This window comes from Epibacterium sp. ABV4_022, assembly GCF_056159345.1.
Genome location: NZ_JBSWVA010000002.1, coordinates 1 through 13,047 on the forward strand (window position 1 = coordinate 1; position 13,047 = coordinate 13,047).

Here is a 13,047-nt window from a genome sequence, read left to right on the forward strand (position 1 = left end):
ATGTACACCCATGAGGACCTTGCGGCGCTTCAGGCGCAATCTTTGAAGATGCAGAGCTGGATCCGGCAGCAGACCTTTTCACCAGAGATGGAAAAGACCCTTCGACGGTTCTCCAGTTGGGAAGTTGCCGAGCTGATATTCAAGGTGAACCAGTCCACCCTGCGTGGACGATTGGCCGCTGATCCGAGCCTCCCTCAAGGGCATGTGGAGGAAGACGGGCGCCAGCGATGGTACTCATTGGACGAAATCAACGAGCTGCGCCGCCGCATCAAGATCAACCGGAAATCGCTGATGCCGGGCCGGCCTGCGGGCAAGCGCGCAATCCGCGTCGCCATTTCGAACTTCAAGGGCGGGGCCGGAAAATCGACGGTTGCTTTGCACTTTGCCCATGCCGCGGCGCTGGATGGCTATCGTGTGCTCTGTGTGGATTTTGATCCGCAGGCGACGCTGTCGCACTCCATGGGGTTGTCGGACGTGGCGGAGGATTACACGGTCTGGGGGATCATGGCGCGGGACCTGGTGCGCGAGACGGAGCGCATGAATGCCTCGGTGCGCGGGGCTGAAAGTGGATCTGCCCTGCCCGAGCGGCGACTGCCCTCCTCCATCACCGGCATGGGGCTGCAGGATCTGAGGATTTCCGACTTTGTCAAACCGACCAGCTGGCCAACGATCGATGTGATCCCATCCTGCGCGAACGCCGCCTTCGTCGAATTTGCATCCGCGCAATACCGCCATCTGAATCCGGAGTGGTCTTTCTTTGCGGCCGTGTCGCGGTATCTCGATCAGCTTCCGAGTGATGACTACGACATGATGATCTTCGATTGCCCACCGGCAATCGGCTATCAGTCGATGAACGCGGTTTTTGCTGCCGATATGCTCTATGTCCCGTCAGGTCCCGGGTATTGGGAATATGATTCCACGACGTCGTTCATCGGTCAGTTGTCGGAGGCACTTGAGGACCTGTCGGCCTTCAATGGCGTTGTCCCCACGGGGACGTTCAATCTGCCGAAGGTGTTCCAGGATGTGCGCTTCCTGCTGACGCGCTATGAGTCCGGGAATGATCTTCATCGTGCCATGCGGTCCGCATTTATGAAAGTGTTCGGAGATCGCATGACCGAACACCCGATCGAGATGACCCGTGCGGTAGAGCAATCCGGCCGGTTTCTCAGTTCGATCTATGAGATCGACTATCGGGATATGACGCGGGAAACGTGGCGCCGCGCGCGTGTCTCCTTTGACAAAGCCTATGAAGAATTTCGTGGCAATGTCCTCGAGGCCTGGGAGAAATTGGAGGATGAGGCATGAGCAAGCGCAGAGTCTTTGATATCGATTTCCCGGATGAGCCGGCTGTCCCCGCGGGGACGGAGAAGGCTGATGCCGAGGATGCGGGCCCTTCCCCGGATCATCGCCGCGGTCCGATGGCCAAGGCGATTTCCGAAAACGCCGAAGCCTTGCGCGCGCGTGCCGAGGTCGAGCAGACCATTCGCGCCGAGAATGACAGGCTCGCACATGAGTTCGTGCGCCTGAAGAAGCTGGGGCTTGTGGTCGATCGGATCCCGCTCGATCAAATCAAGGTCACCAAGCTGACGCGGGACCGGTCTTCCAAAATCGATCCTGAACTGGCAGAGCTGAAGGAATCCATTCGCACCATCGGGCTTTCGAACCCAATTCGGGTGGAGGAAGACGGCGATGGGTATCAGCTGGTTCAGGGGTTTCGCCGTATGTCGGCCTATCGTGAACTGCTTCAGGAAACCGGTGATGAAGAGTTTGCAGCAATCCCGGCTGGCCTGGTCGCGCGCGGTGAAACGCTGCAAGGGCTCTACCGGCGCATGGTCGATGAGAACCTCGTGCGTCGGGACATTTCCTTTGCCGAAATGGCGCAGTTGGCCGTGTCCTACTGTGAAGACCCGGAGACTGAGGCCCCGGATCTGGATGCTGCGGTTGCGACGCTCTATGCATCGGCTGGGCGCCAGAAACGGGTTTATATTCGCAACTTCGCAGAGCTGCTTGATCTTTTGGGGGCGGAGCTGCGCTTCCCGGAGGCGATCTCCCGAAACCTGGGGCTGGATCTGCGGCGCGCTCTGTTGGCGGATGAGGCAGCCAGCGCAGAGCTACGGAGTCGCCTTCGCGTCGCTGCCGCTGAAACCCACGACGATGAACTGGAGATTCTGAAGACATGGTTGGCGGGCCGTGGCCAAGGAGCTGCGCGTTCTGCAAGTTCAGAGCAAGCCACTGATGGGGCGGCGAAGGCGGCACCGGGCGGGCAGGCCAAGACCACATTGCGATGCACTGTCCCCGCGGGGACAGTGCGGTGTCAGGCCCGCAATGGTCGAATTGAAATGGCGATGGAGCGTGACTTCTCGGGTGTAGATCAACGCAAGCTGGAGGCGGCGATCCACGCGTTCTTTGCGGAGCTGGAAGAGTAGGTCCCAGCTCTGCGCGCTATGAATGGCGCTGTCCCCGCGGGGACAGCGCCTTTTTTAATTGAGTACCTTGAACTCGATGCGGCGGTTCTTGGCGCGATTTTCAAGGGTGTTGTTGTCGACAAGCGGGCTGGTTTCACCATATCCAACGGGGACCAACCGGGATTGTGCCGCGCCTTTGGAGATCAGGTATTTGGCGACAGCCACCGCCCTCTGTCGGCTCAGCTCGAGGTTCCAGGCCGCTTTGCCCCAAGAATCTGTATGTCCTCCGACCTCGACTTTCATGTCCGGGCATCGGTTCACCACATCTGCCAGCACATCGAGAAACGCACTGGCATCGTCAGTGATGGCAGCCGTGTTCGGCGGGAAGTTCAGGCTGCGACTTTGCGACAAAATCTCGAAGCGGCCGACACATTCCTCTCGGTTGAAGGTGCCGGAGGTTTCCAGCGCCGCGCTCTTGCCTGCCGAGGGTGTGTCTATCGCGGCAACCTCGGTGTCCGTTCCCGTGCGGGTAAAAGTCAGGTCAAGGCTGACGATCCCCACCGGCGTGATGGTGACATTGGCAGCTTCTTCAAGTTTCGCCAGCCCGCCCAGCAGATCAAAATCGGCGAGGGACAGAATGATCGGCTGAACTGTTGCGACGTTCACGGTATTGTCGTCCAGCAATGTCACCGCAACAGGAGCCGTGACATTGGCTTCTACCCCGTGCAGCGTGAGGGCGACCGACAAGTCGATGGTCTTTCTCCGCATCTCTGCCAGATTGGCCACCTGCGCTGGTGCAAGCGATGTTTCGATCACGGCCTCGCTGTGCTTGAAGGTTTCAAAGAACAGGAACCGCATGCGGACGTTGCGGAGGTCGATTTTGGTGTCCACCGAATCCAGGGCGACAGAGATTTTGGCTGTCCCCGTGGGGTCAATTGCTCCGGAGAACGACGCAAAACCACTGTATTCCGCAATTGTCCCTTTTTTAACGGACAGGAAGCCGATGTTGGACTGATCGGTCTGCAGTCGCCACCCGCCGGCAAAGGGATTGGCCGTCGCGAGGATAGGAGAGAATATAAAAGTAAATAAAAACAATAGGTAAAGGCGGTTTTTCATGCCTGGGGTTCCTTTGGGTCTGGCGCTGCGGAGCATCCTGGTGGCCAGTGTAGCATTTCCAGCGCAGTGAGCTAACAGCACAGTGCGCGCCGTGTGGTCTCGAATTGCAAACACATGTAAATTACACGTTGAGAAAAGCGTGCCATACTGGTCTTGCCCACCGTCCCGGGCAATCTGGGGTGGGCAATTGATCCCGTGGCCAAACCGAAAGATACCCGTGATACCTCGACGTCTGAACCTGCCGATGTGGCTCCTTGCAGCGACAACCCTGTGGCTCATCCTTTGGGCTGGCCTTTTGCACGCCGCGGACCGTATGGCGCTGGTTGTCGGCAATTCGGCCTATGGTTCGGTGACGGCATTGGAGAACCCCGTCCACGATGCAGAGCTGATAGCGGACTCGCTTGAGGAACTGGGCTTTGAGGTGACGCTGATCACCGATGCAACTCAGGTGGAGTTGAAGCGGGGCATTGCGCAATTCGGGCGTGCGCTTCGTGCCAAGGATGAAAGCGCTGTCGGCCTGTTTTACTACGCAGGCCATGGGGTGCAGAGCTTTGGCAACAATTACCTGCTGCCGGTGGATGTGGCGCTGAGTGATGCGGCGGATCTAGATCTCGTGGCCGTCGAGGCGCAATCCGTCCTGCGTCAGATGGCATCGGCCCGAAACGCCACCAACATCGTGATCCTCGATGCGTGCCGCAACAACCCTTTTGTGAGCGTCGCTGACCTGAATGACAATGGTCTGGCAGAAATGCAGGCCCCAACCGGGACCTTTCTTGCCTACGCGACGGCACCCGGTGCGGTGGCGCTTGATGGTGTCGAGGGCAATAGCCCCTTCACAGAAGCGCTGGCGCGGGAGATGACCGTCGCCAATCAGCCAATCGAACAGGTGCTGAAGCAGGTGCGCCGGTCCGTTCTGGAGGCGACCGACGGTCGCCAGACGCCTTGGGACAGCAGCTCGCTTGTCAGCGATTTTGTGTTCAACAAAGTTTCATCCGGGACCGAGCCACGCTCCAATGCGGCGATTGCCGAGCGTGAGCTTTGGAACCTCGCGCGGGAAAGCCGCGATGCGGTTCAGTTGATGCTCTTCCTGCGGTCCTATGGGAAGAGCCCCTATGCAGCCGATGCGCGCGCCTTGCTGGCGGAGATCTCGCATCGGTCAAACACGGACGAGTCGGCCCAAGGCAGCCATCCGATAACGGATGAAACGGCGATGTTCGAAGCGGCGCATAACGAGGCAGGTACAGCCGCTCTAGAAGCTTATCTCCAGGCCTTTCCGGATGGGCGGTACCAGGAACTTGCAGAGGTCGAGCTTGCGGCGCGCCAAACCGGGGCAGGTGCCGATCTCGATCTCGGCGGCGTTCCAACTGTGACCACAAGCCTGATGGATGAGCCGTTGTCCGAGCAGATCGAGACAGGTCCTATTTCCTTTACCAGTGCGCTCAAGAGCGACCTGGAGCAGGTCAATGGGCTGACGCTGGAGCATCTGGTGCAACAATCTCCGCTCTTTCCGCCGGTGGCCGGTTTGCCCGAGGAATACTGGAAGGAGCAAAGCTGTAGCAATTGCCACAACTGGACGCGCGATGCGCTGTGCACACAGGCGCGGACCTATCTGACGGCCGACCTTCAGCGCTCCCTTTCAAAGCAGCATCCTTTCGGCGGCGTGATGAAGCGGGCACTGCGGAGCTGGGCGACGGGTGATTGCGACTGACGCGCGTGGTCAGGGCGCTTGCGTGACCACGAGGAAATACACCCATTCTCCTTTGAAATCAGTATGTTGTGCGCGGGCGGCGGCAATGGCGCTCTTCAGGTCGGATAGATACGGCGATGCGGGTTCTGAGAGCGGTCGCAGAGCGGTATCCGGGTGGAGCGGGTGTGAGCTGGCAAAGGCGACGACGATTTCCTGACCATAGGGTGGCCCAACCGTGATCTGCAAACCGGTGTCCGCTGCGGCGCGCGCGCCCACATGGAGCTGTTCGGCAGGTGGGATCAACGTCAGCGGGGCGTATGCATTTGGCCTTAGATGAATGACGTTTCCGGTGGCGTCGAAATAGTCGACGTACACATAGGCCGGATAATCGGGTGCGGTGAGGTTGAAATAGAGCTGTTGCCCACCAGAGAAGGTCAGGGCACGTGCATAGGTGTCCTGTCCAATCAGACGTGGATCCGTTGTCTGATCCGTGCTTTGCGGCAGGCCAAGATCCGAGATGGCAGAAAGCGCGCCGCATTGTGGTGGTGGCAGGATACGAAGACTGTCCGATACCGCGATGTCGCTCCCCATTTGTGACTGCAAAGCGTTGAGGATCTCGGGACGCAATGTGTGATCGGGGATGTGCCCGGTGGCATTCAAGGTGGCAGTCTCCGGATCGAATGCGAGTTGCACCCGCGCGCAGGGTAGGGCGGCGAGTTGCGCGGCCAGACCGTCCCGGACCTCCTGATCCGCAGGGCCGGGGGCCTGAAAGGCGCGAAATGCGGCCAAGGATTGCGGATCGACATCACCAGAGGAGGTGCCCACAAACGCCAGCGCGGCGGTGATCTTCTCGGAGTTGGCTTGCGCGGCGGGCCGAGAGGATGCCACCTCGGATGCGGGAAGTGCGGCGATGGATTGCCCGGATTGAGCAAGAGCTTCCAGATCGGGGGCAGGGATCAATGTGGCATCCAGCCTGGCAGCCGGTTGGTCTGATGCGTGCAAGGACACTGCGGCAGGTGTCTCCGCCGGTGTTTTTTCCGTCCTCACCTCTTGAACGTCGGCGAGCGGCTGCGCGTTTACGGGGAGCGCCGCAGACAGTTCAGGTGTGGCGATATCCTCGGTGGCGCGCACTGCTTCCGCGGAGGGGATTGCAGACGCGGCTTCGGTGCGGTGCGGAACGACCGTATCAAGCGGCGTGGCCTGCAAAGAGCCAGAGGTCACTACCTCTTGGGGCGCATCTTGCGATGAGAGCGTCGTCGGAGCACCGGTGCTAGGTGCAAGCGAAGAGCTGGGCGGCGCACTCGCCGACAATTGCGCGCCCTGCGGCGTGGGTGTGGCCACGGAAGGCGCCTCGATCTCGACAGCCTCGGCCCGGCGTCTGGGGAGCGGGCCTGCGCCCACCGGGTTTGAACTCTGTTCGGCCGGGTCAAGGGGGGCGCCGCTTGCGTCGGAGGGGGAGGCACTGCTGCGTGGCACGCTGTGCGCAGTGACCTGAAGCTCGGTTGGTGTTTCGGAGTGATGCCGGGGGGGTGCGGGGTGCAGGCTGAGCAAAACAAGCGCAATCAACGCCGTGTTCGCAGCTACCGAACCCAAAAGCCCAACGCTCCACACAAGGGGCGTATACCCAGGTGGGTTATGTTGTTCGGCGAGAGTCACCTGACTGTCGCGCCGCTTGGCGTGACGATCAGAACGATGTCATCAAAACCTTCAGCCTCGGCCACTGACAAGAGGGGCAAGACATGTCGCAAGCTGGCCTCGCGATGGGCATTGATCCGCAGTCGCAGGCCGTCAGAGCTGTCCTGCAGTGTGGCGAGCGCCTTTGCCACCGCGGCCTGATCGACCGGTTCACCATTCAGGGCCAAGGCGCCGTGTTCCGAAACCGAGAGTGTGGCGCCGCCAGAGGGCAGGCTGGCGGCGCTGGAGACCACTGGTGGCGCAACGTCAAAGGGCGCGGTCGCATCCATACGCCCGATCAGCATGAAGAACACCAACAGAAAGAACACCACATCGATCAGGGCTGTAATGGGCTCGCCACGGGCGCCGCTTGCGGGTCGATCAAGCTTCATTTTTGCACCTCCAGGCGCAGGATCTGAACCTGCCTAACATCTGCTTGGGCGACCGTCTCGAGAACCGAAACCAAGGACTGCGTGCTTGCAGCGGCGGAGGGCAGGATCAGCACCCGAAGCGTGTCCGGTCGCGCAGTGAAGTCCTGCAGGTTTTCGTGCAACTGACCCATCGCCACATTCCGGTTCCCGATCCTGACGCGGCCATCGGCGGACAGCCGGATCAAGACCACCTCGGGATCAGCGCCGACTGAGACGCCGGATTGAGGGGCCGGATTGCGCACCGGCAACATGTTCAGGTTCAGATACGTCGATGTTACCATAAAGAAAACCAGCAGGATCAACAGAACGTCGATCATGGGCACCAGAGAGATCAGACTGGTTGCGCGTGCGGGCCGGTTCAGTTTCATGGGGCTTCGCGTGTGGCGTCTCCTGCGGACTGGGCGGCCTCTTCGGCGAGTAGAAACTGACCGATGCTGCGCTCGATGCTCTGGGCGACCCGTTCAATGCGTGCGGAATACAAACCCGCTGCGATGGCGGCGGGGATCGCCACCAGAAGACCGGCGGCGGTGGTCAGCAACGCCTGCCATATACCCCCAGCAAGAAGCGCTGCATTGGCTGCGCCCTCTGCGAGTTCAAGTTCCTGGAAACTCTGGATCATTCCCAGCACGGTGCCGAGTAGTCCAAGCAGGGGGGAGATCATGGCGGTAATTTCCAGTATCCTGAGACGGTGTGCGAGGGTCAAAAGCTCGGCGCTGCCTCTGCGCTCAAGCTCCGATTGCAGCAGGGCAGGACGCAGGCGCTCCAGGGTACCCGACATCGCAAAGCTCAGAACGCGATCTGCCGGCGTTTGGGTTCCGATCATTCGGAGCGCATCGGGCTTCTCGTTCTTGCGCCAGCGCGAGATCGCGTCGCGCCGCTTGTCCTCCCCCGAGAGGACCGAGCGCAATTCGATACCCTTGGCGATGATGATGGTCAGTGACAGCAAAGACAGTATGGCGAGAACCAACAGGATTGGTGCGCCGGTGCCGACGTTTTCCAGCAGGCGCTCCATGTCTATTTCACCAAGCGCGTGTCAGAGCGGGAGGCCAGATCCAGGATCGAGAAGCAGTCCATTTCTTCCTCGTTTTGAGGCTGGCAGGCGGTCATGTCATGGAGCAGCACCTCGGAGATGTCGGTGCAACTCAGGTCCGGAATTTCGAACAGCTTGAGCGTGGTGCGCGCCACGGGCAATGGCGCAGCGTCGATGGACAGCAACCGATCAATGACCCCGCGTGCGTCCAGGACGGCCAGGGACATCTCGAAGCCTGCAAAGCTCTTTCCTGTTTCATTGCGGAACAAGAAAAAGGCACGGCAACCGCCGCCTTCGATGCTCTCGGTCTTGTTGAGCTCGACCAGGAGCCGGCCGCTGTCGGCAAGCGCCGGTCCCGAAAGCGCAATCGAGATAGCGACGAGGAGGGCAGGAAGAGGGCTTCGCATTCTGGATCTCCGACGTTGGATTGTGCGTGTTCAGAAGGGGAGGGCGGGTGGTTCAGATCGCGGCACCGAGCGCGGCTTCGATACGGTCCATGACCTCCCGCGCCTTGTCATGATCCCGCTGCTTCAGGAGCCGGGCGGCAACGCGGAGCGCTCGATCCAGCTTTTCCCGCTTGCCGCCGGCAACCTGCCCCATTGAGGTGCGCAACTTCTTCGCACGCTTCAGGTCCGCGCCAAGCGGTCGGGTTTGGCGTTCGCGGTCGGCGCGTTTCATACTGCTATCGGCATCCTCGCGGTCCGCACCGATGCGGGCAACCGCCTGTTCGATCATGGTGATCAGCGTTTGCGCGTCTTCCAGCTTGCCTGCGTTGATCAGGCTGAGCGCTTTGGACAGCCCGCGCTTCAGTTTGCGCTCAAGCGGACCGGGGGCCTGAACGATTCTTGGTTTGATTCGCTTCGCGCGTGCCAGCAGCGGTTTGACCAGCTTGGGGTCGATTCCCGGGGTGTCCACATCGTCAAGTGTCGTTACATCAGCGTCATTTTTGCTCTTTTCCGGTTTGAGGCTATCCAGCAGATTGCCACCGTCATCGCGAAACAGCACATTCACTTTGGGTTTATTGGCGCGCAGGAACCGTTTCAGGTTCGTGACCGCCTTCGCGGGGGCCTGCTCACAGATCATTTCCATCTCGTCCGAGCGGACGACGAATGTCCCCCAAGTCATTGGCGGTCCACCGCCTTCCTTCTTCAGCAGTGGCCGAAGCTTCTCGGGTTTGCTGCCTGGCTGAATCAGCAACAGCGGGTCATTCTTGCCATCCAGGCAAAAGGCGAAACTCGTGCGCCGCTTGGCTCCCTCGCGCACCAGGGTCCTCATATCGCCGCCCTCGATACGCGTCGGTTGCATGGCTGACCCTCCTGAACCTTTCAAAACAATTGACATTGAGCATTCGGCAAGGCTCACTTTGCGTCAAGTTATTGTTTTGTTGCGCGGTATTATCCGTTGCGGCAGGCGTGGGAATGCTTCACAATTCCGACAGAACAAAAAAGCGCTTTGCTGACGGGGGTTAGTGCAAAATGGATGTGAGCATCCTGTTGCAATCCAAGGGGGATGATGCCCCCAGCGGATCCGATCCGGAGTATGATCCGGACTTTACGGAAATGGAACTTGCGGCCCAACCGGGTGAAGAAACGGTTATTGGGGATCAGGTCACGCCGGCGACCGACCCCGACTATCGAGAAGTTCAGAACAAGGCTTTGGCCGTTCTGGAGCGGGCCCACGACCTGCGTGCAGCTGTTTTCCTTTCTGACGCAATTCTTCAATCAGAAGGGGTGCAAGGCTTTGCCGATGTCACCACCCTGATGCGGGGGATGCTCGAAGATTTCTGGGACACCTGCCACCCGATGCTGGATGAGGACGATGGCGATCCCACCATGCGGGTGAATGCGGTGCAGGACATCTGCGGGCAACCTGATGGCATGGGCGGGCCGTCGCCGGTCTACCGCTCGCTGCGCCGGGCAGCTTTGACCGAGAGCCGGGGCTTTGGGCGGTTCTCGATGCGGGATATCGAAATCGCGGAAGGCCTCATCGCAGCGCCGGCACATATGGATCACATCCCGGATACGGCGACGATCAGTGCGGCCTTCCAGGATTCGGATGACGATGTCCTCAATGCACGTTTTTCCGCAATCGAGACGATCGAAGCGAATATTCGGGCGATCTCGGCTGTTTTCGATGAGCAGACGCCGGGGCAGGGGCCAGAGTTGGACCCGCTCCTGAAGCTCTTGAGGCAGATGACGCAAAAGATGCGATCTTATGGTAGCATGGGAGAAACGGACCAGACGACCCCGACGGAAGATGAGACGGACGGCGCGGATGTCGCTGCAGCACCATCACGCCCCGTTGGCGGTGGTGCGCCCGGCGCGATCAATTCGCCGACCGATGTGGCAAACACGATCGACCGGATCATCGCCTATTACAAGCGCGAGGAACCCTCGAGCCCACTGCCGCTGCTTCTGGAGCGTGCCAAGCGCCTGGTGGGGGCCGATTTCCTGACCATTATAAATGATATGGCGCCACGCGGTTTGGAGAATGTTCATCTGGTTGGCGGCATCGAAGACGAAGACGATTGATAGAAACCCATTTCCGAATTGGCGCGACGGAACCTTGTTCCAGCGCCGTACAAGAAGTGACGATCGAGGAGGCCTAGATGGCAGACAGTTCCCAGAAGTTCATCGCGCGCAACCGTGCGCCGCGCGTTCAGATTGAATATGACGTCGAGCTCTACGGCGCCGAAAAGAAGGTTCAGCTGCCATTCGTAATGGGTGTGATGAGCGATCTGGTCGGGAAGTCGGAGGTCGAACAGCCGGCAATTGCGGATCGCAAGTTCCTCGAAATCGACGTGGACAATTTCGACGATCGCATGAAGTCGATGGCGCCCCGCGCGGCTTTCACCGTGCCCAACACCCTGACGGGCGAAGGCAACCTGGCGGTCGACATCACCTTCGAGAGCATGGATGATTTCAAGCCGGCCGCAATCGCTGCAAAAGTAGAACCTTTGCGCGAACTCCTTGAAGCGCGCACCCAGCTTTCCAATCTTATGACATATATGGATGGTAAGACCGGGGCCGAGGATCTGATTTCCAAGATCATTCAGGACCCGTCGCTGTTGAAGACTTTGGCCGCGCAGCCCGCCCCCGGTGGCGCTGACGACGCTGGCGAATAAATTTTAGGGAGGGACAGATATGGCTGAACAAGATCTTCAGACAGAAGCCGCCGAGGGCGCTTCCGCCTTTGGTTCCAGCGAATTCGCCAGCCTCCTGCAAAAGGAGTTCCGGCCGAAATCCGACCAGGCAAAGACCGCCGTGGAATCCGCGGTCAAGACGCTGGCCGAGCAGGCACTGGCCAACACCAACCTGGTGTCCGACGATGCGCTCCGCTCGATCGAGAGCATCGTGGCCGAGATTGACAAAAAGCTCACCGAGCAGGTCAACCTGATCCTGCACAACGAAGAGTTCCAGCAGCTTGAAAGCGCCTGGCGCGGTCTGCACTATCTGGTGAACAACACCGAGACCGACGAGATGCTGAAGATCCGGGTGATGCCGGTCTCCAAGAAAGAGCTCTCCAAGACCCTGAAAAAGTTCAAGGGCACTGCCTGGGACCAGTCGCCGATCTTCAAGAAGATCTACACCGAGGAATTCAGCCAGTTGGGGGGTGAGCCCTATGGCAGCCTGGTGGCGGATTTCCACTTCGATCATTCGCCCGTCGATATCGAGCTTCTGGGTGAGATGTCCAAGATCGCTGCGGCCGCCCATGCGCCGCTGATCACCGGGGCCAAGCCGACGCTGTTCCAGATGGACAGCTGGTCGGAACTGTCCAATCCGCGCGATCTGACCAAGATCTTCCAGACCCCGGAATATGCGGCCTGGCGGAGCTTGCGCGACAGCGAGGATGCCAAATATGTCGGTCTCGCGATGCCGCGGTTCCTTGGACGTCTGCCTTATGGCTCTCAGACAGATCCGGTGGAAGAATTTGCCTTTGAAGAAGACACCGAGGGTGCCGACAGCAACAAATACGGCTGGGTCAATGCCGCTTACGGCATGGCGACCAACATCACCCGTTCGTTCAAGAGCTATGGCTGGTGTTCGCGCATCCGCGGCGTTGAAAGCGGCGGCACGCTCGAAGGGCTGCCCTCGCATACTTTCCCGACCACCGATGGTGGCGTGGACCAGAAATGCCCGACCGAAATCGCGATCGATGACCGCCGCGAGGCGGAGCTGGCCAAGAACGGCATGATGCCGCTGATCCACCGCAAGAACACCGATGTGGCGACCTTCATCGGCGCGCAGTCCCTGCACAAGCCCGCCGAATACGACGACCCCGATGCCACCGCCAACGCGAACCTCGGGGCGCGTCTCCCGTATCTTTTCGCAACCTGCCGCTTTGCGCATTATCTGAAGTGCATGGTTCGCGACAAGGTTGGCTCTTTCAAGAGCCGTCAGGACATGGAGTCCTGGCTACAGGATTGGATCAACAATTACGTTGATTTCAATGCCGACATCTCCTCGGAGTCGGAGAAGGCGCGCAAGCCGCTTGCTTCGGCCGAAGTGGTTGTCGAAGAGGTCGAAGGCAACCCGGGCTATTACAGCTCGAAGTTCTTCCTGCGTCCTCATTACCAACTGGAAGGCCTGTCAGTATCTTTGAGACTGGTTTCCAAACTGCCGTCCGAAAAGGGTGGCTGATTTTAGAACCCCGATTTCAACGTCACTCGAAAATAACTTCGAACTCGAAAACATCTGATCTGAA

13 protein-coding genes are annotated in these 13,047 nt (G+C 59.7%); 6 read left to right on the forward strand and 7 right to left on the reverse strand.

Annotated elements, in window-relative coordinates:
• Together ACXAF5_RS19120 and ACXAF5_RS19125 are read left to right on the forward strand one after the other, a co-directional pair.
• Nucleotides 1–1,305, forward strand: coding sequence for an AAA family ATPase (locus ACXAF5_RS19120; RefSeq protein WP_239324305.1), 1,305 nt, complete (start codon nt 1–3; stop codon nt 1,303–1,305).
• A complete protein-coding gene (locus ACXAF5_RS19125) occupies nt 1,302–2,426 on the forward strand; it encodes a ParB/RepB/Spo0J family partition protein (protein WP_474947860.1) in 1,125 nt (374 codons plus the stop codon). Before ACXAF5_RS19120 ends, ACXAF5_RS19125 begins: the two co-directional genes overlap by 4 nt.
• A 54-nt stretch (nt 2,427–2,480) precedes the next feature.
• On the opposite strand, the gene ACXAF5_RS19130 is transcribed toward ACXAF5_RS19125, so the two are convergent.
• On the reverse strand, nt 2,481–3,521 hold the full coding sequence (locus ACXAF5_RS19130; protein WP_474947861.1) for an OmpA family protein: 1,041 nt from the start codon (nt 3,519–3,521) through the stop codon (nt 2,481–2,483).
• 217 nt (nt 3,522–3,738) lie between these two features.
• Here ACXAF5_RS19130 and ACXAF5_RS19135 point away from each other — a divergent pair, with 217 nt between their 5' ends.
• Entirely contained in the window at nt 3,739–5,229 is a 1,491-nt protein-coding gene (locus ACXAF5_RS19135; RefSeq protein WP_474947862.1) for a caspase family protein, read from the forward strand.
• A 9-nt stretch (nt 5,230–5,238) separates the two neighbouring features.
• Here the strand turns inward: ACXAF5_RS19135 and ACXAF5_RS19140 are convergent, their stop codons facing one another.
• The 6 genes from ACXAF5_RS19140 to ACXAF5_RS19165 all read right to left on the reverse strand — a co-directional run bounded on the left by ACXAF5_RS19140 (nt 5,239) and on the right by ACXAF5_RS19165 (nt 9,648).
• Entirely contained in the window at nt 5,239–6,549 is a 1,311-nt protein-coding gene (locus tag ACXAF5_RS19140; RefSeq protein ID WP_474947863.1) for a DUF4384 domain-containing protein, read from the reverse strand.
• A gap of 311 nt (nt 6,550–6,860) precedes the next feature.
• Nucleotides 6,861–7,274, reverse strand: a complete 414-nt coding sequence (locus ACXAF5_RS19145) for an ExbD/TolR family protein (RefSeq protein WP_474947864.1) — start codon at nt 7,272–7,274, stop codon at nt 6,861–6,863.
• Nucleotides 7,271–7,681, reverse strand: coding sequence for an ExbD/TolR family protein (locus tag ACXAF5_RS19150; RefSeq protein WP_474947865.1), 411 nt, complete (start codon nt 7,679–7,681; stop codon nt 7,271–7,273). The genes ACXAF5_RS19145 and ACXAF5_RS19150 overlap by 4 nt, the downstream gene beginning before the upstream one ends.
• Complete coding sequence (locus tag ACXAF5_RS19155) at nt 7,678–8,325, reverse strand: MotA/TolQ/ExbB proton channel family protein (protein ID WP_474947866.1); 648 nt, start codon at nt 8,323–8,325, stop codon at nt 7,678–7,680. The genes ACXAF5_RS19150 and ACXAF5_RS19155 overlap by 4 nt, the downstream gene beginning before the upstream one ends.
• Nucleotides 8,326–8,327: 2 nt before the next feature.
• Nucleotides 8,328–8,750: a hypothetical protein gene (locus ACXAF5_RS19160; protein WP_474947867.1), complete on the reverse strand. Its 423-nt coding sequence runs from the start codon at nt 8,748–8,750 to the stop codon at nt 8,328–8,330.
• Between the two features lie 52 nt (nt 8,751–8,802).
• A complete protein-coding gene (locus tag ACXAF5_RS19165; protein WP_474947868.1) occupies nt 8,803–9,648 on the reverse strand; it encodes a hypothetical protein in 846 nt (281 codons plus the stop codon).
• Between the two features lie 170 nt (nt 9,649–9,818).
• On the opposite strand from ACXAF5_RS19165, the gene tssA reads away from it, so the two are divergent.
• The 3 genes from tssA (at nt 9,819) to tssC (ending at nt 12,983) form a co-directional block, all read left to right on the forward strand.
• Nucleotides 9,819–10,874, forward strand: a complete 1,056-nt coding sequence (gene tssA / locus ACXAF5_RS19170) for a type VI secretion system protein TssA (protein WP_474947869.1) — start codon at nt 9,819–9,821, stop codon at nt 10,872–10,874.
• Nucleotides 10,875–10,951: 77 nt separating this feature from the next.
• Nucleotides 10,952–11,467, forward strand: a complete 516-nt coding sequence (gene tssB / locus ACXAF5_RS19175) for a type VI secretion system contractile sheath small subunit (protein ID WP_139663463.1) — start codon at nt 10,952–10,954, stop codon at nt 11,465–11,467.
• Nucleotides 11,468–11,486: 19 nt separating this feature from the next.
• Nucleotides 11,487–12,983 (forward strand): type VI secretion system contractile sheath large subunit, encoded by a 1,497-nt coding sequence (gene tssC, locus ACXAF5_RS19180; protein WP_239324289.1) that lies wholly within the window; start codon nt 11,487–11,489, stop codon nt 12,981–12,983.
• Nucleotides 12,984–13,047 lie beyond the last annotated feature (64 nt).

Bases quoted from the DNA above. Each gene is read 5' to 3' on its own strand.
- ACXAF5_RS19120 (WP_239324305.1), top strand. From the start codon at position 1: ATGTACACCCATGAGGACCTTGCGGCGCTTCAGGCGCAATCTTTGAAG.
- tssC (WP_239324289.1), top strand. From the start codon at position 11,487: ATGGCTGAACAAGATCTTCAGACAGAAGCCGCCGAGGGCGCTTCCGCC.
- ACXAF5_RS19165 (WP_474947868.1), bottom strand. From the start codon at position 9,648: ATGCAACCGACGCGTATCGAGGGCGGCGATATGAGGACCCTGGTGCGC.
- tssB (WP_139663463.1), top strand. From the start codon at position 10,952: ATGGCAGACAGTTCCCAGAAGTTCATCGCGCGCAACCGTGCGCCGCGC.
- ACXAF5_RS19145 (WP_474947864.1), bottom strand. From the start codon at position 7,274: ATGAAGCTTGATCGACCCGCAAGCGGCGCCCGTGGCGAGCCCATTACA.
- tssA (WP_474947869.1), top strand. From the start codon at position 9,819: ATGGATGTGAGCATCCTGTTGCAATCCAAGGGGGATGATGCCCCCAGC.
- ACXAF5_RS19130 (WP_474947861.1), bottom strand. From the start codon at position 3,521: ATGAAAAACCGCCTTTACCTATTGTTTTTATTTACTTTTATATTCTCT.
- ACXAF5_RS19150 (WP_474947865.1), bottom strand. From the start codon at position 7,681: ATGAAACTGAACCGGCCCGCACGCGCAACCAGTCTGATCTCTCTGGTG.
- ACXAF5_RS19155 (WP_474947866.1), bottom strand. From the start codon at position 8,325: ATGGAGCGCCTGCTGGAAAACGTCGGCACCGGCGCACCAATCCTGTTG.
- ACXAF5_RS19125 (WP_474947860.1), top strand. From the start codon at position 1,302: ATGAGCAAGCGCAGAGTCTTTGATATCGATTTCCCGGATGAGCCGGCT.
- ACXAF5_RS19160 (WP_474947867.1), bottom strand. From the start codon at position 8,750: ATGCGAAGCCCTCTTCCTGCCCTCCTCGTCGCTATCTCGATTGCGCTT.